This window comes from Rhodococcus sp. IC4_135 (genome assembly GCF_011602025.1).
Lineage (GTDB): Bacteria > Actinomycetota > Actinomycetes > Mycobacteriales > Mycobacteriaceae > Rhodococcus_F > Rhodococcus_F baikonurensis.
This window is the reverse complement of record NZ_JAAOLG010000002.1, coordinates 179,364-205,365: the sequence shown is the minus strand read 5'-3', so window position 1 is coordinate 205,365 and position 26,002 is coordinate 179,364. Positions and strand designations below refer to the sequence as shown.

The following is a 26,002-nucleotide window of genomic DNA, read 5'->3' as shown; positions in this document are numbered from 1 at the left end:
GGTCACCGGCGAGGCGGATTCCCCGATTCCTCGCCATTTAGTTTAGGCTACCCAAAACGACGTTAGGTCACCCTTGGGTGACGTGTGTCCACAGGCGAGGGGATCAGTGTGAGCGTTCTTCCAGGTTCGAACTCCGGAGCGGCAAACGAAGCTACGTTTGCTCTCACAGGAGCTCAACTCGGGATTTGGAACGCGCAGAGGCTTGATCCCGAATCTCGGAGCTACCTCGTCGGTGAGGTGCTCGAAATCTCGGGCGACGAACCGATCGACACCGACCTTCTGACGGCCGCAATCACGGCGACGATCGGTGAAGCCGAAACCATGCGGCTGCGGATGGTGGAGACAGTCGAGGGCCCGCGTCAGTACATCTCCGGCGAACCGGTGGGCGCCATCCCCGTCACCGATGTCCGTGACGAGCGCGATCCCGTAGCCGTGGCACACGCATTGGTCGACGCCGAGCGTAGCCGGGCGTCCGAGTACTGCCGCTTGATGGTGGAGCGTCCGCTGTACACGTACTCGCTGATCAGGCTCTCCGATCGCGAAATCTGGTGCATCCAGCTCTATCACCACCTGATCGTCGACGGATACAGCGCAGCCATGATTTCGCGCCGTGTCGCTGCGCACTACACGGCCGCGAAGAAGGGAACCGAGGTCGCGCCAACGCGATTCGGTTCTATGACCGATCTGGTCAGCGAGGACGAGGCGTACCGGGCGGGCGAGCAGTTCGCGGAAGATCGTGACTACTGGCGTGATGTCCTGACGCCGTTGCCCGCGTTGGACGGGCGCGGCCAGCAGGTCGCCGGTCCGGCGGAACGAACGATCCAGGTTCGTGAGGTCATCAGTGCCGACGCCCTCGGCCGCCTCAAAGAGGTGGCAGACGCGACGGGAACAACGTGGGCCGAGGCGTTGATCGCCTGCTACGGCGCGTTTCTCCACCGATTGCTGGGTGAGACGGATGTTGTCATCGCGATGCCACTCATGGCGCGCGTTGGGCGCACGGCACTCAAGACCCCGGCCATGGCAGTCAACGTTCTGCCTCTCCGGTTGACGATTCGCAGCCACGATCGTCTCGGTGACCTGAGCAAGCAGGTAGCCGCCACGATGAAAAGCCTGCGCGCGCACCAGCGCTACCGCGGTGAGAATCTTGCTCGGGACCTGGGCGTCGCGGGCACCGGCGCACTCCTTCACGGGATCGGAATCAATCTCAAGGCTTTCGACTTCGCCCTCGACTTCGCCGGCGCTGTGGGCGTACTGCGTAACGTCGCCGGAGGTCCGCCGGAGGACCTGGGTTTGACGGTCACCCCCATAGCGGACGGCGAAGTCCTACTCGGATTCGAAGTGGACGCGCGTACCAATACTCGGGATTCGGTTCAGCGACGCCTCGCCGGTTTCGTGAGCATCGTGAACGCGATGGTGGGGGAGCAAGATCCTGCCGTCGGACAGGTGCAGATGATGCCGGCACCCGAGGCTGCGCGGATCCTTGCCGGCCGTGAGACCGAACCTGTGCCTGGCTCCGTCGAGCTCGTCCCCGACGTCTTCGACCGCATCGTCGCCGATCATGCGGATGACACGGTCCTCGTGTGCGGTGAGGAACGTTTGACAGGCGCAGAACTCGGTGGCCGCGTCCACCGGCTTGCGCGGCTGCTTCGCGCTCGCGACGTCGGCCCGGACGACATTGTCGGACTTGCACTTCCGCGAACGTCCGAGATGGTCGTCGCGCTGCTCGCGACATTGAGCGCGGGCGCAGCGTACGTGGCCTTGGATCCGCAGCACCCGGCTGAGCGATTGCGGGACTTGGTCGACGACGCGCAACCGAAGGTGGTGCTCACCACTTCCACACTGGCCGGGAAACTCGTCGGAGATTCGCGGCCCGTCCCGCTCGCACTCGATTCCGATGCCGCGCGAGAAGAACTCCGTGCCAATTCCGAGCTTCCACTCGAACTCGGTGAACTGGCGACACCGCGGCATGGTGATCACCTGGCGTACGTCATCTACACCTCTGGATCGACCGGCAAGCCAAAGGGTGTGTTGGTCAGAAGTGGTGGATTGGCGCATCTGCTTCACCACCACCGCGCCACTATGTACCGGGAAACTGCCGAGCGAGTCGGAAACCGGCAACTGCACACCGCGCACACGGCGTCGTTCGCCTTCGACGCGTCTCTCGATCAGCTGTTGTGGCTGCTGTGTGGTCATCGGGTTCATGTGTACGACGAAGAACTCCAGAAGGACGCTGTTGCCCTGGTCGCGGCGTTCGAGCGAGATCGCGTCGACGTGGTCGACACGACGCCGTCGATGGCGGCAGCGATGGTGGACAACGGATTGCTGCGCACGCAGCGGCTGCAACTGCTTGTCGTGGGCGGCGAAGCGGCACCGCCCGCACTGTGGGACGCGATCATCGAATCCGGTGTTCCGGCTCGAAACCTGTACGGTCCCACCGAAACGACGGTCGATGCGATCGCGACCACGGTCGAAGGCGCCGGACCGCGTATCGGGTACCCCCTTGCGGGTACCCGTGCGTACCTGCTCGACAGCGCGCTCGAGCCGGTCGCCGACGGTGAACGAGGTGAGCTCTATCTGGCCGGACCGCAATTGGCCAGGGGATACCTCGGCTGCGCCGCCGCAACCTCCGAGCGTTTCGTCGCCGATCCTTTCGGTGCTCCGGGAGATCTGATGTACCGCGCTGGGGACGTCGCGCGCTGGGTACCGGGGCGGGGCTACGACTTCATCGGTCGTAGCGACAAGCAGGTGAAGATCCGCGGACATCGTGTCGAGTTGAGCGAGGTCGAAGCTGTTCTCGGATCGGTGCCCGGAATCGGCGCGGCTGCCGCGCTGATCCGTACGGACGGAGGACGGCCCAGCCTGGTCGGCTACGTTGTCGCCGCTGTCGGCGCGACGCTTCCGCCGCAGGAAGAGCTACGCCGAGACCTCGCCGGTCGTGTACCGGACCATCTGGTTCCGGCCGCAATCGTCGTTCTCGACGAACTACCCGTCACGGTGAACGGAAAGCTCGATCGTGCGGCACTACCCGCCCCGGCTACCGAGTCGGAAGGTCGCGCTGCGTCCACACCGCACGAAGAAATTCTCTGTGACGTGGTGGCCGAGGTGCTCGGCCGCGAACGCGTCGGCGTGGACGAGGACTTCTTCGGCCTCGGTGGTGACAGCATCACGGCAATCAGCGTCAGCAGTCGCCTGCGGGTGCGCGGGCTGGTCGTGGCTCCCAAAGAGCTTCTTGCACAGCGAGATCTGGGAACAATTGCCGCTGCAGCGCGCAAGATTGCCGATGACGCCGACGTCGCAGCTACGGTCGCGGACGTGGCGACCGGCACGGTGATCGCTCCGCCGATCGTTCGGGCACTGATCGACAAGAATCCGACAGACGAGGCAATCGCGGGCTACGCGCAGTGGACTGCGGTGCGCATCGACGATGACCTCTCACTGGATGACCTGCAGTCCGGCGTACAAACGGTCCTCGATCACCACGACGCTCTCCGTCTGCTCCTGCGGCGTGACAACGACAGCGGCACTGCTGAATTGATCGTCCGCGACGCGGGCGCGGTGCGTAGCGAAGGGCTCGTTCGCGAGGTGTCCGACAGCCCCGAACCGCTCCGGATCAGAGAGCTTGCAGAGGCGGCGGCAGCGAGTCTCGATCCACGCGCCGGTGAACTCCTGCACGTTGTGCTGGTGAGGACTGAGGCCGGTCGGCCCGATCAATTGATCGTGGTGGCTCACCATTTGATCGTCGACGGTGTGTCCTGGCGAATTCTGCTTCCCGATCTCCACGAAGCCACCGATGCTGCACGCGAGCGCAGGTCCGCCCGGTTGGCTGCCGGCGGCTCTTCGTGGCGTCGATACGCGGGGTTGCTCGCAGAATTCGGGACCTCGGGCAGCAGGGCATCAGAGCTGGAGCACTGGAAGTCCGCATCGGTGCAAGCGGACGACGAGCCGATCGGCAGCCGTCGTCTCGACCCGGACATCGACGTGACCGCAACAGCTTCCCGCACGACAACTGTTGCGCCCCCGGCCGTCACCGACGCGCTGTTGACCACGCTTCCGGCGGCGTATCGAGCCAGGGCCGACGAAGTGCTTCTTGCTGGTTTGATGCTTGCAGTGCGCTCGTGGCAGCACGGTCACGGCCTGACCGGGTTGCCCGCGCAGACCGTCACCGTCGAAGGCCACGGCCGCGACGCGCTCACCAGCGACACCGACTTCGCCGGAACCATCGGGTGGTTCACCAGCGAATTCCCGGTTCGGGTTCCCACCGAAGCACTGCTGACCGCCGACGATCTTTCCGACGCGCTCGGCGGCGGAGCAGCTGCCGGGCATCTGCTTCGGGCGGTGAAGGAGGCAAAACGCGCCGTGCCTGGAGGTGGCGTCGGCTACGGAGTTCTGCGGCACCTGGATCCCGAAACCGCACCTGATCTTTCCGCGTGCGCTACTCCCGAACTGCTGCTCAACTATCTCGGCCGCTTCCCGTCCCTGCCCGGAACCGGATGGCGATTGCCGGAACAGGATGCATTCGCGGTTATCGAACCGGCGACCAAGGCTATGTCGGAAGTGCTGGCGCTCAACGCATTCGTCCGCGAGGATGGCGAGACGACGCTGGCAGTCGAATGGACTGCGGCGGGTTCAGTGCTTGACGACGCGACGATCGTCGAGCTGCAAGAGCATTGGGAACGTGCGCTCGCTGCCCTGACCGCACATGCCGTACTCTTCGAGGGTGGTTTGACGCCTTCCGATTGCTCGGCGACGATCTTCGGCCAGGGCGCGGTGGTCGATCAGGCAGGGATCGACGAACTCGAAGCCGTCCACGGACCGCTTGCCGACGTACTTCCGTTGTCGCCGCTTCAAGAAGGTCTCCTGTTCCACGCGGTCCGCGACGGCGCGGCAGACGTCTACACGCTTACTGCACGCTTCGACCTTTCCGGCCCCTTGGACGAAGGAAAGCTGGCCGACGCGTTCGAGACGGTGATCGACAGGCACCCGAACTTGCGCGCCGCTTTCCACTACGAGCAGTTCGAACGTCCCGTTCAAGTCATTCCGCGCGGTGCAGGAGTCGAGTGGCGTTCGGTCGACCTGACCTCCGTTCCAGCTGCCACCGCATTCCGCTCTGCAGATCAGCTCGAGGACGAGGCCGCCGAGCATGTCTTCGACGTCAGTTCACCGCCACTGCTGCGCGCTCTACTGATCCGGCTGCCCGGTGGGGTGCACAGACTCGTTCTCAACGCGCATCATCTGCTCACCGACGGGTGGTCGACGCCGATCGTCCTGCGCGAGTTGATGAACGTCTACCACGACGGCGATGCGCACCTCCCGTCGCCGACTCCGTATCGCGACTACTTGGCGTGGATCGCCGGCCGGGATCAGGACTCTGCCCGTGCAGTGTGGAGCGAGCGTTTACGTGGGCTCGCCGCGCCGACTCTCGTTGCCGACATAGGGGCGCCGCGAAGTGTGCCCGTCGCGCTCGAAGTTCCACTTGCGGCCTCGGACGCCGACGCGTTGATCGAACTCGGCCGTGCGCGAGCGCTGACGATCAACACGCTGGTCCAGGGCGCGTGGGCGGCAACGCTCGCCGAGGCGACAGGACAGTGGGACGTCGTGTTCGGGGCCACCGTGTCAGGTCGACCTGCCGAACTCGCCGGAGTGGAGGGGATGGTCGGGTTGTTCAGCAACACGATTCCGGCCCGCCTCGACATCGCCGCGAACGAGCCTTTGCTGGAACAGTTCGTGGGGCTGCAGAACGCGCAATTCGACATCGTGGACGTCGAGCACACCAGTTTGGCCGAGATCGAACGCATCGCCGGGATCGGTCAACTGTTCGACACGCTCCTGGTATTCGAGAACTTCCCGAACTCCGGTGCGGGACAGCCTGCGTCGCACACACTTCGGGTCGAGGGATTCACCAACCGCGGAGTCACGCACTATCCGATGACGTTGATGGCACCGCCGAGCACCGGTCTGGATCTGGTCCTGTACCACGATCCGGCGGTTGTCTCCGAAGCCACGGCGCAGCGAATGGTCGCTCGGCTCGCCGAGATCCTGCGTGGTTTGTTGACCGAACCGGCAGCTCCCGCATCCGCGGTGCTGACGGTTGTCCGACAGACACGCCGCGTTGCCGATGCAACGGCCGCCACGAAGAGGGCCGACGAGCAACGTCAGGCGATCGACTCCGATCCCGCGGTCGTCGATGCGGTGTGTGCCTGTGTTGCAACGGTATTGGAGCTTTCCGACGTCGATCCGGGAGACAATTTCTTCACTCTCGGTGGTCACTCGCTCACTGCGATGAGGTTGGTGGGCAGTCTGCGGAAGCTGGGCATCCGCGTCGTCGTCTCGGATGTGTTCGACACCCCGACCCCCCTCGGTCTTGCCGCGGCCGCCCGCGTCGATCAGAAGAAGTTCTCGCCGGATTCGGTCGCTGTCGTTGATCGACCTACAGTGAACGCGGCGACGTTCCGCTCCCCGGCAGCTGCTGGAAATCCTGATCACGAGCGGTACTGGGTTCGCACGCTTGCGGGCATGCCCCTCGAAACGGACCTTCCCTACGATCGCTCGCGCGGCGAAGAGTACCGCCCGCACACCTACGTTCGTCAGTTACGCGATGCTCGGTTCGGTGACGGATCAAGATTCGACGCGGTGCTGTTGGCCGCCGTGGCGGCGACGCTGAACGGCTTCGGCGGTGGTCGGGACCTTGCGGTCGGGCTGTCCTCGGACGAGACGGACACCCTGATTAGGATCGACCTGTCCGGCCGGCCGCACATTGCCGATGTAGTTCGACGAGTCGAAGACGCAGTGTCCGAGGCACGCGCGCATTCCGATGTCAGCCTCGACCGAATCGCCGATCTACTCGGACGTCCTACCAGCAGCCTCTTCGCTGCCCGCGTCGGTCACTCGCCCGGTAAGAGCGTCGACCTCGAGTTCGTCCGAACTGCAACAGAGCTTCGATTGACGGTTGATGCCGGGCTGTTCGACGCCGCGACTGCGGACGCATTGCTCGACGGTGTGATCGCGGTCCTCGGTCACGAAATCAGCACTGTCGTCGCGGATCTGCGACTGGCGGAAAACAAGCCGGATCGCGACCCGGACCGACGCGCGACGTCGCCTGCCGGAATTTCGCAGTTGTTCGCCCGACAGGTCAGCCGTCACCCCGACGACGTCGCGGTAGTCTCCGGTGAGGTCGGAATTACCTACGGGGAACTGTCGGCGCGGGTCGACGAGTTGGCTCGCGAACTGCTCGCGGCCGGCGCAGGGCCTGAGAAGGTAGTCGCCGTCGCGCTCGATCGAGATGCGGATCTGGTGGCCGGACTGCTCGCGGTACTGCGCATCGGCGCGGCGTACCTGCCACTCGACGTCGACTACCCGACTGAGCGGCTCGAGTTCATGATCGAGGACGCGTCGCCGGTGTGTGTCCTGACCAGTATCGACAGCGCAGGTCAACTTCCGTCGACGGTCGCCACGAGCGTCTTCGTGGACGGTGAGTTCACCAACTCGGGCGTCGTGCTTCCTCCGGCGCCTGCGGCGGGTGATCACCTCGCCTACATGATCCACACCTCCGGTTCGACGGGTCGCCCCAAGGGCGTCATGGTCTCGACGGGCAACCTCGCGGCCTTCGCGGACACGGTAGTCGAGGATCGCTGGATCAGGCCGGGCGATCGCATCGTGGCGGTGACAACGGTGTCGTTCGACATCGCGGCACTCGAGTTGCTGTGCCCGCTCGCAGCGGGCGCCACGGTCGTCATCGCGGACCGCCGGACGGTTCGCGACCCGGATGCGTTGTTGGCGTTGATCATCGCGAGTGATGCGACAGTGATGCAGGCGACGCCGGCACTGTGGCGAGTGGTCACCGAACATGAGGATGCGCCCCGCCTCGCCGCGGTGCGCGCCTTGGTGGGAGGGGAAGCACTCCCACAGGATCTTGCCGACGATCTGGTGGCCAACGCTGCTTCGGTCCGGAATGTCTACGGACCCACCGAGGCCACGGTGTGGGCGACATCTTCGGTCATCACGACCGGTGACCGAGTCACGATCGGTCGACCCTGGACCGATGTGCACGTACGAATCCTCGACGACGACCTGCGCGAGGTTCCGGAAGGCGTTGCGGGCGAGCTGTACCTGGGCGGTGCGCAGGTGGTTCGCGGATACCTGAACCGCCCCGATCTGACCGTCGCTCGGTTCGTCGCCGATCCTTCTCTGCCGGGGGCACGCCTCTACCGCACCGGAGATCTGGTCCGACGCAGGCGAGGGTTTTTGCACTTCCTGCGCCGTGCGGACGATCAGGTGAAGGTCCGCGGTTTCCGCATCGAGCTCGGCGAGGTCGAAGGCGCACTCGGATCGGTAGCCGGTGTGTTCCGCGCGGCAGCCACCGTCCGCGTAGATGCGGCGGGTACCGGAAGTCTGCACGGATACGTGGTTCCCGAAGGTGCAACCGCGCTCGATTCGGTACTGGTGCGCAAGGAGATTGCGCGGCTCCTACCCGAACACATGGTGCCGCAGACCATCACGGTTCTCGAGGCACTACCGCTCACCCTCAACGGGAAGGTAGACCGCAAGGCATTGCCCGACACCGCGCCGGATCGTGTGCCGAGCCCTCTCGTAGCCGTCGATACGGATCGACGGGCACGGCTCGAGTCGCTGAGCCCGGGCTGGCAGGATGTGCTACCGCTCGGTCCCTTGCAGGAAGGCATGTACTTCCAGTCGGTTCTGGACGGTGCCGGCGGTACGGATGTTTATCACATGCAGCCGCGATTCGAGTTCTCCGCCGATGCCGCCGTCGACGTTCGCTCACTCCGCGCAGCGGGGGATGCGCTCTTGCGGCGCTATCCGAACTTGCGGGCCGGATTCACACACGCCGGGTTCGATGCTCCGGTGCAGTTCGTGCCCAGGGAAGCCGAAATGCCTTTCCGTGAGATCGATCTGAGCGCTGTCGCACCCGAGGACTTGGATATCGAGGTCCGCGCAGTCGACGAGGCCGAATTCGGCAGGCTGTTCGACTTGAGTGCGCCGCCACTCATTCGAATGGTGTTGGTCTGGTTGCCAGGTGGGGGAGCGCACCTCGTCTTCACTCAGCACCACCTGCTGACCGACGGTTGGTCGCAGACCTTGATGTACGCGGAGTTGTTTGCGCTCTACGAGTTTGCTCGCACTCACGGCACGGACCCGGTTGGACTCGACGGCGCGCTCGACAAGCCTGCGGACTTCCGTGATCACCTGCGATGGATCGCCGAATCGGATCGCACGGAAGCCCTCTCGTCGTGGAAGGACTACCTCGCGGATCTCGAGCAGCCCACACTCGTGGGTGGTACGGGATCAGGTGGGCGGGCTCCGTTGCCGGTGTTCACCCGCGTTCAGCTCGAGCAGAGCGTCACCGAGGCAGTTCGCGAGCTGGCCAGACGTAGCGGCGTGACCCTGTCCACCGTCGTCTCTGCGGCGTGGGGCCTGGCCTTGCGTGCTGTGACGGGCCGAGACGACGTCGTCTTCGGATCCACGGTCTCGGGACGTTCGCCCGAGGTCGAGGGCGCCGACCGAATGGTGGGCCTGGCGCTCAACACCATTCCGGTGCGTGTCCGCGTACGGCCAGGTGAGGAGATCCCGGCGCTGCTCGGTCGCCTGTTCCGCGAGCAGGGTTCGCTGCTCGAGCATCACTTTCTGGGGCTCGGTGACGTGCAGCGAAGCGCAGGGTTCGCCACGCTCTTCGACACGCTCTACGTTTTCCGCAACACCCCGCGCGACGAACAGGCACGTCGAGACACGTTCGGGCGCAGCGGAATCGTCGGGTTCGATGCGGTGGACGGCACTCACTATGCGCTCACGCTCGATGTGGACCCGGGTGTCGGGGATGCGGCGATGGCGCTCACACTCGAAAACCGCCCCGACCTGATTCCGCACGACGTGGCTGAGGACGTCCTGTCACGCACCATCACGATTCTCGAAGTGATGGCGACATCCGACACGGCTACGGTGGCGGACACGACGATTCCGCTTTCGAGCACTCCCGCGGAATTCGCTTCACAGCACGTCGTGATGCCGCGGCCGGACCAGGCGGGCGGCAGCGTGGACGCCTTGCTCCGCGAAAGGGCGGTGGCCACACCCGACGACACTGCACTGGTCTTCGGTGACGTCACGCTGAGCGCGGCCGAGATGAACTCTCGGGTGGACAGACTGGCGCGGCTACTCGCCTCGGTGCTGGGGCAGTCGGCGACAGGCGGGGGTCCGACCCGTGTTGTGGCGCTCGCACTTCCGCGTACCGCCGATCACGTCGTAGCGATCTTCGCCGTCATGAGGACCGGAGCGGCATATCTTCCCTTGGATCTGGCTCACCCGCCGGCACGCCTGCGCGAACTGATCCTCGACAGCGATGCTGCGCTGGTGGTCACCACGACTCAGACGCGTGACCTCGTTGTTCCCGATGGACAGGCGTGTCTGGTCCTCGACGACCCGGACGTAACCGGGGTACTCGACGGGCAGGCTCCGGCACCAGTCGTCGACGAGGCCGCGGTATGCGGGCCGACTTCACCGGATCAGCCTGCCTACGTCATCTACACCTCGGGCAGTACCGGAAAACCCAAGGGCGTCGTCGTTGGTCATCGCGGGTTGACGACGATGTATCACAATCACAAGGCCGAGATCTTCACTCCGACGGAGAACAGCGCTGGTGGTCGACGTTTGCGCATCGCGCACACAGTCTCGTTCTCGTTCGACATGTCGTGGGAAGAACTGTTCTGGTTGCTCGCCGGGCATGAAGTTCACGTGATCGACGAGCAGGCGCGACTGGACCCCGTGTCTCTGGTGAAGCACTACCGCGAAGTCGGGATCGACGTCGTGAACGTAACCCCCTCGTATGCACGGGAACTGATGGCCGCCGGTCTCCTCGACGGTGAGCGGACGCCTGTGTTGGTGATGCTCGGCGGAGAAGCTGTGCCTGCCGAACTGTGGTCGCGACTGCGCGATCAGGACGGTGTCGACGGGTACGACCTTTACGGACCGACCGAGTTCACGATCAATGCGATGGGATCCCCGGTTCAGGGGAGCGAGACACCGTGCTTGGGTCGTCCGATTCTGAACGCGTCTGCGCGGGTACTCGATTCGGGGCTGCGGGAGGTTCCGATCGGAGCGGCGGGCGAGTTGTACATGTCCGGTGACGGAACGGCGATGGGTTACCTCCACCGGACCGCCCTGACCTCTGCTGTGTTCGTTGCAGACCCCTACTCCGTCGGCAGGCGCATGTACCGCACGGGTGATGTCGTACTGCGTCGCCGCGACGGCGAACTCGAATACCTGGGCCGCGCGGACCATCAGGTCAAGATCCGAGGCATTCGGATCGAATTGGGTGAAGTGGAATCCGCGCTGGCGTCGCTGCCGGGAGTGTTGAGAGCGGCAGCGTCAGTCCGTAGCGAAGGCGGTGCGCCGCCGCGACTGGTCGGGTACGTCATCGAAGAACCCGGCGTTGATGCAGTCGATCTGCGAGCTGCGTTGCGGGAACGCGTACCGGCACACCTGGTTCCGTCGGACATCGTCGTCGTGGATTCCATACCGCTGACGCCCAACGGAAAACTGGACCGGGGTGCGTTGCCGGCGCCCCCTGCCCGAGCGGCGGCCAGAGCACCGCGAACCGAGACGGAAAGGCACCTGTGCCAGGTCTTTGCGCGGGTACTCGGCGTTGATGCGGTGGATCCCGAAGAGAGTTTCTTCGATCTCGGCGGCGACTCGCTTCGAGCAATGCGGCTGGTGGGGGAGATGGAGCACGACCTGTCGGTGAGCGTCGGTGTAGGAACGCTGATGACCCGTCCGACAGTTGCCGAGCTCGCAGCACACCTTGACGAGTCGGCATCCGACATCGATCTGAGTCGCGATCACCTGCTGATCCTTCGAGCCGAAGGCAGCGGTGAACCACTGTTCTGCGTGCATCCGGCGGGTGGATTCGCTTGGCCCTTCGCACCTTTGACCGGCGTCCTCGAGGCCGACCGTCCATTGTTCGGCCTCCAATTGCCCACAGTTGCCGGGGAACCACTCGAACCGACGAACGTGGACCAATTGGCAGCGATGTACGTCGACACGATTCGCGGCGTGCAACCGAGCGGTCCGTACCACCTGCTCGGCTACTCGTTCGGTGACAACGTCGTTGCCGCGATGGCGGCTCAGCTGGTCGATATCGGCGAGACGGTGGAGTTCGCCGGCCTGATCGATACTCATCCACTGGGAGATCGTGACGATCGCGGTCGCGACGATGCAGACGACCGAGATCTGGCCGCCGCCCTGCCACCCGAGATCCTCACTCAGGCACCGGGACTGGTCGAGGCTGTTCGGGCGGGTTTTGATGCCACTCGTTTGCTCGTGGCCCGCTCGACGGACACAACCTACGACGGACCGGTTACTCTGATCACCGCCGACGCCGAGGCGTCCGGACAGCTGCTGGCTGATCGCTGGCGCGGAGTCCGCGGGGACCGGGACATGGCAGTACACCATCTGCCGTACGACCACGCCGGATTGGTGACCCCAGCCGGGTGGGCGGCGATTGCCCCGCTGCTCGACAGCCATCTGTCGAAACGCACGGCCACATAGTTCGAAAACCACACAGTTGAAACACAATGGGAGCTCAATGATGAAGTCCACACCGCCCCTCGCGATACGGAGTTGGCGACGTTTCGTCGCCATCGCAGGGTTGCTGATCGTCGCACTCGTGGCGATGATCGGTTGCAGCAGCGATTCGAACGACGAACCGACCAAGGCTGCAGAGCCCACGACGCGCGTGATCGAGACCGAAAAGGGCTCGGTCACCGTGCCCGCGTCGGCGGAGCGCATCGTGGTTCTGAGTGGCGGTCTCGCCGGATACCTGTACGCCCTGGACGCACCGGTGGTTGCCACCGATACCCGCGTCCTCGGTGTCACGAACCTCGACGGTGGATTCCCGCCGGCATGGTCGGACGCCGCAAAGGCGCAGGGCACCAAGGAATTGCCGGCCGGCGAGCAGCTCAACATCGAAGCCGTCGCGGCGGCTGAACCCGACCTGATCATCGGCGGTGGCCAGGGCATCACCTCGGTTCAGGCCGAGGAACTCTACGACCAGCTGACCGCTATCGCACCCACCGTGTTGGTCCCCAAGACGGTTGCCAACTGGGACAAGCAGCTTGAAATCGTCGCCGACGCCGCGGGCCGTTCCGACCAGGTTCCGGCACTGTTGAGCGCATACGAGGACAAGGTCAAAGAGGTCAAGGGCAAGATCAAGGTTCCCGAGGGCAACGTCGTGTACTTCCTCTCGGTCTCGAGCAACAAGCCGTACCTCGTGCCGCCGACGGCAGCGCTCCCCGCAATGCTCGCCGAGCTCGGTTTCAAGGCCGACGACGTCATGGCCAAGGCCGGCAACCCGCAGCTCTTCGGCTCGGGTGACTCGTTCGAGGTCAGCCCGGAACTGCTCTCGCAGGTCGCCGATGCGCCTGTCGCCTTTGTCCTTCCGGTGTCCGGTCGACCGATGGCCGAGCTTGCCACCGATCCGCTCTACTCGCAGTTGCCGTCGTTCAAGGCCGGCACGACGTTCGAGCTCCCCGCCAGCAGCTACCGTCCTGACTACGACGGCGCAATGGCTACGCTCGACCTGATCGGCCAGACCTTCGCATGACTCGATTCGGTGGGCTGGTGATCGATGTTTCACCGCTGCGGACCAGCCGTCCATTCCGGTATGCCTTCTCGGCGCGATTGATCTCGCTGCTCGGGATCGGACTGCTCGTCGTAGCCGTTCCCGCGCAGACATACCAGCTCACCGGGTCGACCTTGCAGGTTGCCGGAGTGTCCACGGCGATGGCCATCGCCATGTTCTTCGGCAGCCTGTTCGGCGGCGTGCTCGCTGATCGCTACGACCGGCGACGCACCATCCAGTTGGCCCGCAGTGCTGCGGGCCTCGGCTTTGTCATTCTCGGCTGCAATGCGCTCTTGCCACACCCGTCGATGTGGGTCATCTACGTCGCGGCAGCTGTCGACGGCTTGGCCGGCGGTGTCAGCAGCTCGGCCCTGATGGCTTTGATGCCGACACTGTTGCCGCGCAACAAGATGGCAGCGGCCGGCGCATTGGTAGCTCTGACCACCGACATCGGGACGATGATCTCGCCGGCAATCGCCGGCGTGATCATCGCCTCCGGTGGCATCCCCGCGACATACTTTGTCGCTGCGGTGGCCACCGCAGCAACGGTCACGTTGTTCCAAGCCATCGGACCTTCGCCTGCACCGGGAACGAATCACGAAAGCCCGATGCGCGCGCTGGTGACCGGCGTGAAATTCGCCGGCACGCACACAGTCATTCGCGGCATTTTGATCAGCGGACTGCTGGTCATGTTCGTCAGCGGCCCGATGGTGTTGCTGCCGGCATTCGTCGACCAGGTTCTCGGCGGTGGACCCACCATGCTCGGTCTGCTCTACGGCGCACCGGCCGTCGGCGCCGTGATCGGTTCGCTCACCAGCGGTTGGACAGGACGAGTCCACCGCAACGGCGCCGCGATGTTGATCTCTGTTGCGCTGATGCCTCTCGGCCTGGTGGTACTGGGTGCGTCGGGAGCAGCACTCGTCGCTTTCCTCGGTCTCGCCGGATTCGGCCTCGGACGCGCCCTCAACGACATTCTGAGATTTGCCGTCCTGCAACAGAACACGCCGGACGAACTCCGCGGCCGCGTCTCCAGCCTGTGGATGGTGCAGGCCGTCACGGGTACGGCGATCGGGTCGATGGCAGCCGGGTTCCTCGGGCAATGGCTCGAGCCTGGTGCTGCGCTGCTGGCCTTGGGTCTCGCCGGTCTGACATTGGGCCTGGTGCTCCTGGCAACGTTGGGTTCGGTGCGCCGGGTAACTTCGGAGACAGCCGAAGTCGATCACTCCGACATCACCGTGCCGGTGGGGAATGCTCCGCCGGAAAAGGAAGGTAGTTCATGAACCGAGGAGACCACCTCGCGACCATCGCCGAAGTTCTGGCGGGAACCACCGGCGCAAAAGTGCCGTACCCCATCGGCATTCGCGAACTCGAAGTCGTTCGCAGCGAAATGGTCGGATCCGGACTGCTGCGTCTGACTTTGGGAGGACCTGAGTTGGCGGGCTTCGAATCGCACGCTCCCGACGAGCATGTCCGCCTCGTCTACCCGGATGCCGACGGGTCTCTGAGGCTGCCCGAACGAGACGGATTCAGCCTGAAGTGGCCTCGTCCTCTGCCGATTTCGCGTGAGTACACCGTCCGTCGATACGACGCCGAGGCGGGGGAGTTGGACCTCGACTTCGCACTCCACGACGGTGGGTACGCCTCTGATTGGGCTCAGGCGGCCACCATCGGCACTCGGGTGCACGTGGCTGGTCCGCCCGGTGGCGTCGTAGTTCCGTGGACGTACGACCGCTATCTGCTTGCCGGTGACATCACCGCCCTTCCTGCCATTGCTCGTTGGCTCGAGATGATGCCCGCTGCTGCTGCCGGGTGGGTGTTCGTCGAGATCACCGATCCTTCACAGGAAATCGAACTCACCGTTCCGGAAGGCGTCGAGGTGCGATGGCTGTACCGCGGCGACGTGCCGGCCGGTCACTCCGATCTACTCGAGCAGGCCGTCCGAACGGTCACGGTGCCCGAGGGCGAGCGCGTCTACGCCTGGATCTCCGGTGAGGCCACCAGCCTCAAGCCGATTCGCAGATTCGTGCGCGACGAACTCGGATTGAGTTCGGGCGACCACCTGATCACCGGCTATTGGAAGCGTGGAGTCGCGGACTTCGACGAGGACGACGACGACCACTGAACATCGGCTGCCCCAGTCCCAGCCCTCGGCATCGTCACCGCGACAACGAGTCCGACAATCGCAACGATTGCCGCTACCCCGAAGGCCGTGGCGAATGCCGAGTGTCGGGGAAGGCCGCCGGATGAAGTCGCGCTCGCGATGATCCCGGCGGCAATTTGGGTTCCGACGGCAGAACCCAGCGATCTGGCGATGGTGACTATCGCCGTCGTGACACCTACGCGGTCTGCCGGTGCGCTGTCGGCGGAGATGACGAACACTGCCGTCGACGCGGCCGCAACGCCGGTACCCGCCAGGATCAGCACCACAACGATCTGCCACATCGTGGTTGCAAAGACTCCGACGGCGCCGCTCAGGCCGAGGAGGGCAACTCCCGCTACCGCAATGGCTTTCGTGCCGACCCGTTGTGCGAGCTTTCCGGAGATCACCGACGCGATCACCGCTGCGCCGTAGCCGATGCACAGCAGGATTCCGATAGCACTTGTCGATGCACCGCGGCCGAATCCGCTCTCCTCGGGCGCGGCGAGTTGCTGCGGAAGTAGATAGACAACTGCGCCGTAGGTGAACCCGAAAACCACGCCGACGACCACTGCGCTCCACATCGAACGATGCCGCATCATCGTCAGGTCCACCATCGGTTCGTTGGTCCGGCCCTGATACCTGGCCCAGATCGTGAACACCGTAGCGGCAGCGAGAACCAGCAGCATCGGCGTCGGTGCGCCCCAACCGTTGCTCGACGCGCTCGCAAGCCACGCGGTCAGCGTCAACAATCCCAGGGCCAATCCACCCGCTCCCGGCCAATCGAGCCGGCCGCCGACCTTCGACATGCGATCTCGTGGTGTGCTCACAGCAAAAGCAATTGCGCCGAGTATGACGAAAGCGGTCGGAACTGCATACATCGCGGTGCGGGAGACGTTTTCGGCGACGGGCCCGGCCAGCACGACTCCCAGAGCGCCGCCCGCCACGACGACGGCACCGAGCAATCCGGTGGCCGTCTTCAGTTGTTCCGAGGACAAAGTGCGTCGTAGGACCACGAAGCTCACGGGCAACAACCCAAGCCCGAATCCCTGGAGAAACTGACCGAGGACGAACAGCGGGAAGATCGTTGCGAGAGCGGACACGCTGCCGCCGAGCACGACGATGGTCGTGATCGCGAGCAATGTGGGACGGGCGCCGTACACGTCGGCTATTCGCCCGGCCATCGGCGTGACGAGAACAGTGCTCAACGTCAGAGCGACGGAGGCGAGCGCTCCGACGTCGGCCGTCACTCCGAAGTCTCGCTGTATCAGGGGGAGTGCGGGGACGATGATGCTTTCGAGAGCGGCGACTGCTGCGATCAGAAGTGTCAGGCTGGCAATTGTTGCAACCGGTCGCTGCTGATGTCCGGAGATGCTCTCAGTGGTCATCGTGCTCTCTTTCGATCGGGGAGTGAGGAGCTTCTCGACGCGACGATGCGTCACCCCACCAGGAGTCTGGAAGGGTTGTGGCACTGCGTATATCGGTTGGCGCAGTAACGAGTCTTGATATTTCGTTACGCGTACCGTTATTGTGGAGGAATGTAATCGGATTCGTCAGACAAAGCAAGAGTTGGAGGGGCGGAAATAGTGCCAAGTATCGCCAGACAGCAACGGGCAGACTTTCGCTGCAGCCGTCGGTCAATGTCAGGTGATGTGACGGTTGGGCCTATTTCTCGTCGAACATGACGCTGATCACCAAAAGGATTCTGCGAGCAGGGAGTTCATCTGCCGGACACATTCAAGGTCCCCGTTTGAATGCCGGGTTTGTTAGCTTTCTGCCTGTGACGCGACGTCACGGAAAGTTCACGAATCACGGAGGATCATCATGGGTTCTATTTCAACGATCATCGGAATCTTCGAGCTCTACAAGCTTCTCGAGCCGCTGCTGAGCTCGCTGAGCTGATTTAAGTGTTATTCCGCTGTCGAGCCGGGGCGCCGAGGGACTCGGCTCGGCAGCGGATCTCGGCGATCTGTCCGCGATCAGGACCCGTGGAACGGATGTCGGCACCGGCAGAATTCCATCGCTCCGGTGTAGTGGTCCATGACCAGTATTTCTGCGCAGCGAGCGGGCTGTGGTGCAAACCTGAGGCAGCGCTCGATCCAGCCTCGCTTCAGCGAAGGGGCGGGGTGCGTGCAGTTCCCGCATCGGCCGGGACGTTCGGCGACACGTACGGAACCGAGGTGCTCCGGGGGCATGCCAAACATCTTGGTGGTGCGATGTTTCGAGGACAATGGTTCGGCTCGAGCGGAAACTATCTCGCGGCGGTACCGCGGTTTTCCGCCACGAAATGCGAAAGCTCAAGGGGAGCGGATGGCAGGAGTCGAACCTGCGTGGACGGTTTTGCAGACCGCTGCCTTGCCGCTCGGCCACACCCGCATTGATCCAATTATGTTCGTAGTGAACAACAATCGCCATGATTGTGATCAGAGTGAGTTGATCGCTGTGCCAGGCCCTTGGTATAGCAGTGAACTGCCGGGCTAGGAGCGCGAGAACACCGCGACCAGGAATTCGGAATTGTCCTTGAACGGGCGAAGATCCCACGTGGAGAGCAGCAGATCAACCTCGAGACCACTCGTGGTCGCGTCGGCGAGAAACTTGGGGAACTCGTAGCCACGTCCGGCCCCGAATCCGATGACCACTCGGCCGCTCGGAGCGAGATGACGAGCAAATCCTGCCAACACTGCCTGCCTGGTGGACGGGGCGAGAAATGCCATCACATTGCCTGCCGACACGATGACGTCGAAATCCGCCTCGACCCCGCGGGCGGGTAGATCGAGCTCGGCGAGGTCGCCGACAAGCCACGTCGGGCCCGGGTGGTCCTCCTCCGCGGCAGCAATGAGAACCGGGTCGACGTCTACTCCGACAACCACATGACCGACGTCGTGCAGATAACCGCCGAGTCGGCCCGGCCCGCACCCGGCATCGAGAACCCGGCCACTGCGTCCGAGCATCGCGTCGATCAAACGTGCTTCCCCGACAATGTCCTTGCCGTCCGCTCTCATCGAACGGAATCGCTCCACATACCGTGTGGAATGCGTCGAGTCGGCTGCAGTGATCTCTTCCCACTGGCTGGGGACGCGCTCGTTCGGGGCCTGTGCAGTCATTCTTCGAGGGTACCGACAGCTCACCGGGTGCCGACTACCGTCCCGTCTGCGGCGTATCCGACGAGGGTTGGACGCGGGAATGTGAGCGATAATGGAATCCACCCGTAGAAGCGGTCTTCGGCAAGAATTGTGGGATAGATATTGCCATCAGCGGTGTGAAGTTCGGCCCGAACGGCGCCCCCCGCGCCTGCGTCGTAGGTCGCCTCGTGCGGGCCAGCTTCGTAACCGGCTCCGCCCCCGAATGAATCTGCGCCGTACAAGTCGTCGTTCGATCTGCAGCCGTGTCCGAGGCTGGTGAATTTCGACGGTCCAATCTTGTCGACGTCGGCTGACGGCTCGAAAACCGGGGCGACGCACCTCCATCCGTCCTCGCCGTGGGCGACGAAGACGCTGAACAGGGATCCGTCAGGTCCGGGAATGGACCCGACCCGCTCGGCGGTGGACGGATCTATTCCGCCGTTGGTTCCCGGCATCGTCTGCCAACCGGAGTACATGTCGGTAAACGGTTTCGGCATCATCGCCGTGGCAGCGGCGCAGCCCACCACCACTGCTGCGCAGATCGCCGCGACGAGAACGAGGGCACCGACTTGGCGGCGTGGAGTTTTGGTTGCTCCAATGTTGTTTTCGGTAGCCATGATTCGGGTGCGTGCGGCATCCTGGACCTTCTCGGGCCAGAATTCTGTGGTAACCGCATCGGTCGGCCGCAGCATCTCGAGCGTGGTCAGAAGATCTTTGCTCATGGGGTACTCCCGTGTTCGGCGGCAGCGCAAGGTCGAGTGACGTCGATCGGGATCGCGGTGACGGATTCTGGTGTCAAACCGCTGCTCAATCGACGCCGAGCGCGAAAGAGACGAACGTGCATGGCTGGCACCGAACACCCGGCGACCCGCGCTGCTTCGGCGGCGGTCAATCCGTCCCAGGCAGTCAGGAGTAGAGCTTCACGCTCGATGACGGTGAGTGTTGCCAGTGCTTCGAGAAGTTCCGTGCGGTCGGTGACAGTGACGTCGGCGCCCGGCGTCGATGCCGCAATCTGCTCGATTCGTCGCATCTTCTCGGTGAGCGCATCATTGCGTCGAACGCTTCGACGGCTGTTGTTCACGGTGTTTCGAGCTACCACCAACAGCCAGGGCAGAGCCTGCTCGGGCACTTCGTCCAAGCGTCGCCAGGCAACGAGGAACGTCTCGGAGACAACTTCCTGTGCGCTGTGATGATCGACGTGGCGGCAGGTATACGCGAACACCCGACCGGCGTAGTCGTCCCACAAGGCGGTGAAACGCTCTTCGTCGCTCGGTGGCGGCCTGTCCTCGGTTTTCGGCGTCATGTGAAGAGATGTCCGGCTGGTCGCTGATCCTTACAGCGTGGGCGTCAGTAGACGGTTTGCCGTGCTACTCCGTCCGAGGATTCCGACTGTCAGAAGCAACAACGCCAGGATGTACAGCGTCATGATCCAGATGCCGGCAGCGGCAGGCTGCCATTTGTTCGCCTGACCGAGCAGGATGAGGGCGTCAGAGGCGAGGAACAGTGCGCCGCCGATACCGGTGATCGTGTTGTACGCCAGTGCGGTAGATGCGGTTCCCACCAGGATTGCGGCGTACACGGGGACGGCAATTCGAAGTGCCGGTTCGAGCCCGGTCCAGGCATACGACACAAGAGCGATCCCGGCGACGGTGTAGGAGCACAGAAACCATGGCCGCCTTCGCATCTCCCGAAAAGCGCCGTGCGAGAGAAAGAATCGGATGAAACAGAGGTGACCGATCGCGAAGGCTGCCATCCCGATGACGAATGTGGAGTCCCAGATCAGGAACAGGTCTCCGAAAGCGCAGGCAATCAAGGCAGCAGCAACAATTCTCGGTCCACGATGACCGACAACCCAGGCAGCCAGAATCGGCGCGAGCATGACCTTGGTGATCCCGTCCCAGGGCTCAGCATCAGCGGCATTCAGGATCAGATGAATAATCGCTACCGCGGAAAACCCTACGAACCAGGGCGACCGGATGATGCTGGTCAGTCCGGCAGAACGATCGGATTCACGCATCGCCTCAGTGTACGAAGTCCGCTGCACGCTCGGCGAGGTCGAGCGCCGGCTGGGGGAGTATGCCGAGGATGAGCGTGACACCGGCGCCGAGGCCGATCACACTGCTGGTCAGCGCACTCGGCACCACGACGGTCGGAGCGTCCGCGGCCGATTCGGTGAAGAACATCAACACGATCACTCGCACGTAGAAGTACGCGGCGATTGCGCTGCACAGGACGCCGACGATCACCAGAGGTGCGGCGCCACCCTCGGCAGCCGCGCTGAACACCGCGAACTTTCCGATGAACCCACTGGTCAACGGAATCCCGGCGAAAGCCAACAGGAACAGCGCAAACACGACCCCGACCAGTGGTGAGCGCCGGCCCAATCCGGCCCAGCGCGTCAGCGTCGCGACCTCACCGTCTGCGTCCCGAACCAGACTCACGACGGCGAACGCGCCCACTGTGCTGAATCCGTAAGCCAGAAGATAGAACATCGCCGACGCGAGGCCGGCGTCCGAATCCGCAACCACTGCGGTCAGAATGAATCCGGTGTGTGCGATGGCCGAATACGCCAGCATCCGCTTCATATCGGTCTGCGTCACGGCGACGATCGATCCGACAACCATCGTGAGAATCGCGACCGCCCACATCAGCGGACGCCAGTTCACGTATTCGTTGGGCAGGGCTACGTAGAAGACACGAAGGATGGCGCCGAATGCGGCGATCTTGGTCGCCGTCGCCATGAAACTGGTGATCGGCGTCGGCGCCCCTTGATAGACGTCGGGAATCCACGAATGGAATGGCACTGCACCGACTTTGAACAGCAATCCCACCGCCACGAGTGCTGTCCCGAGCCACAGGAAGGCATCGGTCCCCGACCCGATGCGTGCTGCGTCGGCGATACCGGAGAGAGTGACCGTCCCGGCATAGCCGTACAGCAACGCGATTCCGAAAACGAAGAACGCCGACGAAAATGCCCCGAGCAGAAAGTACTTGAGCGCAGCTTCCTGGGAGAGTAGGCGACGTCGACGTGCCAGCCCGCACAGGAGGTAGAGAGGCAGTGAGAACACCTCGAGCGCAACGAACATCGTCAGCAGATCGTTCGACGCGGGAAAAAGGAGCATGCCGCCGACCGCGAAGAGGGTGAGCGGAAAGACTTCGGTCTGGGCGATACCGACCTTGACTGCTTCTTGTTCCGCAACGCTTCCCGGGACGCTCGACGCTTGAGGAGTGAAACTGCCGAGCGCGTCGTGTTGCGCGATCACCTCGGCGGTGTTGCCCGATCCACGTTCGGCGATCAGCAGTACTGCGGGGATCGACACGAGAAGGATGGTCGCCTGCAGGAAGAGCGTCGGACCGTCGACCGCTACCGAACCCATCATCGCCGTCGACCGCGTACCGGCCAGCAGAAGCACTGCCACGAATGCGGCCGCCAAACCTGCGACACCGAGGACGAGTTGCACGGGGTATCGAATACGCCTGGGCGCGAACGCTTCGATGAGTACCCCGAGCACCGCCACGCCGAACACGATCAACATCGGCGAGAGCAGGCTGTATTCGATACTGGGTGACGCCGTACCGGCTGAACCGAGAACGGTCACGTCGGTGAAGGAACTCATTTGTGGGCACCTCCTTCGTGGTCGGCGACAAGCGGTGTCGGCGCCTCGTCGACGACCGTGTGGCTCACTGCAGGAGTGATGACGTCCAAGGCAGGCTTGGGGTAGATGCCGAGTAGCAGCAGGAGAGCGATCAGAGGGGCGACCACCACGAGTTCACGTCGCGCGAGGTCGCGGATCGTTCCCTGCCCTTCCTTCACTGGTCCGCCCATCATTCGCTGATAGAGCCAGAGTATGTAGATCGCGGACAGCACGAGCGCAGCAGTCGCCGCGATGGCAGCGACGTGATAGCGCGAGTACGTTCCGACGAGCACCAGGAATTCACTGATGAACGGAGCCAGACCCGGCAGCGACAGCGTTGCCAGGCCCGCAACGAGGAAGGTCCCGGCCAGGACGGGTGCGACTTTCTGAACGCCGCCGTAGGCTGCGATCGATCGCGTACCCCGCTGTGAGACCAGGAATCCCGCGATCAAGAACAGTGCCGCCGTCGAGACACCGTGGTTGACCATGTACAGCGCGGAACCGGCCTGGCTCTGGCTGGTCATCGCGAAGATACCGAGAATGATGAAGCCGAAGTGTGAAATCGACGTGTAGGCGATCAGGCGCATGACGTCTGTCTGCGCGATAGCCAGTATCGCGCCGTAGACGATACCGATCACAGCTAGCGTGATGATCCACGGTGCAAAAGTCGACGACGACTCCGGGAACAGTTGCAGGCAGTAGCGAATCATCGCGAACGTGCCCACCTTGTCCACGACCGCCATCATCAACACCGCTGTCGACGGAGTCGATTCCACCGCGGAGTCCGGCAACCAACTGTGTAGCGGCCAGAGCGGTGCTTTCACCGCGAACGCGAACATGAATCCGAGGAACAGTGCGTTGAGCACCCCGGGTCCCACACCGAGTTCACCGCTGTTTGCCGCTGAGGCGATCGCCCGGAAATCGAAAGTGCCGCTGGTGAAGGGACTCTCGTCGCGGGTGGTGACCACGTACAGGCCGATGACCGCAGCGAGCATGACCAGGCCGCCGAGGAGGTTGTAGAGCAGAAACTTCACCGCAGCGCGAGATCTACCCACTCCACCGAACCCGCCGATGAGGAAATACATCGGTATCAGCATCGCCTCGAAAAAGATGTAGAACAGGAGAATGTCCAAGGCGCTGAACGAAATCATCACCATGGACTCGACAACAAGGATCAGAGCGAAATAGGTGTGCGGCATCCGTTTGGGTGATGCCGGGTCTGCAGGGACGTCGTTCCAGCCGGCGATCAGAAGCAGTGGGACCAGCACGGCGGTCAGGAGAACCAGAACGAGGGCGATGCCGTCGAGTCCGAGTGTGTAGGTCGTACCGAATGCCGGTATCCAGCTGTGACTTTCGACGAACTGAAACTGCTCGCCGCCGCGGTCGAACGCAACTCCGAGCCCGGCGGCGACCACCAGAACCACCACGGAGACAGAGAACGCGAGAGACTTCGCAAATTGGTACGACCGTGCCGGCAGAGCGAGGACAACACCAGCTCCGATGAGCGGAAGCAGCCAGAGCACCGTCAAGGCGGGGAAGCCGGCATTGGTCACAGAGTCGCTCACCGCTGCTTCGATCACCACAGTTTCGATCACCACAGTGTCACCGCCATCATTGTCGCGACCACGAGTGTTGCTCCGACAAACATCACCAGCGCGTACGAACGAACGAACCCGGTCTGCAATCTCCGCGTGAGCGCGGACAACCCGGTGACGACCACCGCAAAGCTGCCTACGACGCCGCCGATTCCCTTGGTGTCGACCACTTCCAACGACTTGGTGAGTTGTTGTCCCGGCTTCATGAACACCGTCTCGTTGAAGGCGTCACCGTACAGATCGTGGCGAGCCGCAACGGTCAACGGTGAAACCGGAGTCGGTGCCACCAGTGGAATCTCCCGGGTGGCGTACTCGCGATAAGCAATCGCGATGCCGGCGGCAACTGCGAGCAGTGCCAGCGCGGTGATCGACCATGCGGGTATCGGCGGTTCGACGTGATGGGAGCCGACAACCGGTTCGAGCCAGTTCTGCAAGCTGGACCCGATGGTCAGGAGCAGGCCGGCGCCGACGGACCCCACCGCCAAGATGATCATCGGTGACGTCATCACCGCCGGAGATTCGTGAGGTTTCTGGTTCTCCCAGCGGGCCTTCCCGAAGAAGGTCATCAGCATCACGCGGGTCATGTAGAAGGCAGTGAGCGCCGCACCCAAGAGCGTGACGATGCCCAGCACCACACCCTTGACACCGCCCTCGCCGATTGCAACCTCGATGATCTTGTCCTTGGAGAAGAACCCGGCAAACGGCGGAACACCGATGATGGCAAGGTAACCGAGCCCGAACGTGACAAAGGTCAGTGGCATGAACGCTCGGAGTCCGCCGTAGCGCCGCATGTCGGTTTCGTCGTTCATCGCGTGCATCACGGAGCCTGCGCCGAGGAACAGGCCTGCCTTGAAGAATCCGTGGGTGATCAGATGAAGGATTGCGAAGGCGTATCCGGCTGGTCCGAGTCCCGCGGCCAGGACCATGTAACCGATCTGACTCATGGTCGACGCCGCGAGGGCCTTCTTGATGTCGTCCTTCGCGCAGCCGATGACTGCGCCGAACAAGAGCGTCACCGCACCGACGATGACAACCACGAGCTGAGCGCCGGGTGCGAGATCGAAGATCGGATTGGAGCGCACGATCAGGTACACACCGGCAGTGACCATCGTGGCAGCATGAATAAGGGCCGATACGGGGGTGGGGCCCTCCATTGCGTCGCCGAGCCACGACTGCAGCGGCACCTGGGCGGACTTCGCGCACGCAGCGAGGAGGAGCATGAGACCGATCGCCGTCAGGACACCTTCGCTTGCGCCGGACGCGTCGGCGAAGACGTTGCTGAACGCGAGCGAGCCGAAGGTGCTGAACATCAACATCATTGCGATCATCAATCCGATGTCGCCCACCCGATTGACGAAAAAAGCCTTTTTGGCCGCCGTCGCCGCCGACGGCTTGTGCTGCCAGAATCCGATGAGCAGGTATGACGCCAAACCGACGCCTTCCCAGCCGACGTAGAGTCCGAGGAAGTTGTCGGCGAGCACGAGGAGCAGCATCGCAGCGAGGAAAAGATTGAGGTACGCGAAGAACTTACGACGCTCGGGGTCGTGCGCCATGTAGCCGACCGAGTAGATGTGGATCAGTGAACCTACACCGGTGATGAGCAGAACGAAACACATCGACAGTTGGTCCAGCTGCAGTCCGAACTCGACCTGAAGACTGTCGACCGGGACCCAATTGAACAGGTGCTCGGTGACGGTGCGGTCGGCGGTGTCGCGGCCGAGCATGGCGATGAAAAACACCACTGCGACGACAAACGACGCGAGAGCCATGACGCAGGCGAGTAGGTGACCCCACGCGTTCGTGCGACGACCGGCCAGCAAAAGGACAGCGGCGCCGCACAGCGGCAGAGCGGGGAGCAACCAGATGGCGGACGTGATTCCTCCTGACAT

General features: G+C 63.5%; 12 protein-coding genes and 1 tRNA gene. 4 read left to right on the top strand and 9 right to left on the bottom strand.

The genetic code is table 11. The features are described from left to right. Window positions 1-108: 108 nt before the first annotated feature. The 4 genes from G8767_RS05740 to G8767_RS05725 are packed head-to-tail and all read left to right on the top strand — an operon-like array spanning window position 109 to window position 15,746. Window positions 109-12,552 (top strand): amino acid adenylation domain-containing protein, encoded by a 12,444-nt coding sequence (locus G8767_RS05740; protein ID WP_346842960.1) that lies wholly within the window; start codon window positions 109-111, stop codon window positions 12,550-12,552. A gap of 40 nt (window positions 12,553-12,592) precedes the next feature. After that, window positions 12,593-13,606, top strand: coding sequence for an ABC transporter substrate-binding protein (locus G8767_RS05735; protein WP_095970745.1), 1,014 nt, complete (start codon window positions 12,593-12,595; stop codon window positions 13,604-13,606). Continuing rightward, window positions 13,603-14,904, top strand: coding sequence for an enterobactin transporter EntS (gene entS / locus G8767_RS05730; RefSeq protein WP_166809581.1), 1,302 nt, complete (start codon window positions 13,603-13,605; stop codon window positions 14,902-14,904). Before G8767_RS05735 ends, entS begins: the two co-directional genes overlap by 4 nt. Next, the gene (locus G8767_RS05725) at window positions 14,901-15,746 is read left to right on the top strand and encodes a siderophore-interacting protein (protein WP_095970605.1); all 846 of its coding nucleotides are present in this window, start codon (window positions 14,901-14,903) and stop codon (window positions 15,744-15,746) included. Before entS ends, G8767_RS05725 begins: the two co-directional genes overlap by 4 nt. Here G8767_RS05725 and G8767_RS05720 read toward each other — a convergent pair. The 9 genes from G8767_RS05720 to nuoL form a co-directional block, all read right to left on the bottom strand. After that, entirely contained in the window at window positions 15,695-17,149 is a 1,455-nt protein-coding gene (locus G8767_RS05720) for an MFS transporter (protein ID WP_166809580.1), read from the bottom strand. The two genes, G8767_RS05725 and G8767_RS05720, sit on opposite strands and share 52 nt — an antisense overlap. Window positions 17,150-18,066: 917 nt before the next feature. Next, window positions 18,067-18,137: transfer RNA gene (locus tag G8767_RS05715), tRNA-Cys, on the bottom strand. A 101-nt stretch (window positions 18,138-18,238) separates the two neighbouring features. Then, complete coding sequence (locus G8767_RS05710) at window positions 18,239-18,865, bottom strand: class I SAM-dependent methyltransferase (protein ID WP_166809579.1); 627 nt, start codon at window positions 18,863-18,865, stop codon at window positions 18,239-18,241. A 20-nt stretch (window positions 18,866-18,885) separates the two neighbouring features. Beyond that, the gene (locus G8767_RS05705; RefSeq protein ID WP_124569773.1) at window positions 18,886-19,605 is read right to left on the bottom strand and encodes a hypothetical protein; all 720 of its coding nucleotides are present in this window, start codon (window positions 19,603-19,605) and stop codon (window positions 18,886-18,888) included. Continuing rightward, entirely contained in the window at window positions 19,602-20,186 is a 585-nt protein-coding gene (locus G8767_RS05700; protein ID WP_166809578.1) for a sigma-70 family RNA polymerase sigma factor, read from the bottom strand. The genes G8767_RS05705 and G8767_RS05700 overlap by 4 nt, the downstream gene beginning before the upstream one ends. Before the next feature lie 30 nt (window positions 20,187-20,216). Then, on the bottom strand, window positions 20,217-20,900 hold the full coding sequence (locus G8767_RS05695; protein WP_095970598.1) for a lysoplasmalogenase: 684 nt from the start codon (window positions 20,898-20,900) through the stop codon (window positions 20,217-20,219). Window positions 20,901-20,904: 4 nt separating this feature from the next. Beyond that, window positions 20,905-22,500 carry an NADH-quinone oxidoreductase subunit NuoN gene (gene nuoN, locus G8767_RS05690; RefSeq protein WP_166809577.1) on the bottom strand — a complete coding sequence of 532 codons (1,596 nt, stop codon included), beginning with the start codon at window positions 22,498-22,500 and terminating at the stop codon, window positions 20,905-20,907. After that, on the bottom strand, window positions 22,497-24,101 hold the full coding sequence (locus G8767_RS05685; RefSeq protein WP_124569781.1) for an NADH-quinone oxidoreductase subunit M: 1,605 nt from the start codon (window positions 24,099-24,101) through the stop codon (window positions 22,497-22,499). The genes nuoN and G8767_RS05685 overlap by 4 nt, the downstream gene beginning before the upstream one ends. A gap of 8 nt (window positions 24,102-24,109) precedes the next feature. After that, on the bottom strand, window positions 24,110-26,002 hold the full coding sequence (nuoL, locus tag G8767_RS05680) for an NADH-quinone oxidoreductase subunit L (RefSeq protein WP_166809576.1): 1,893 nt from the start codon (window positions 26,000-26,002) through the stop codon (window positions 24,110-24,112).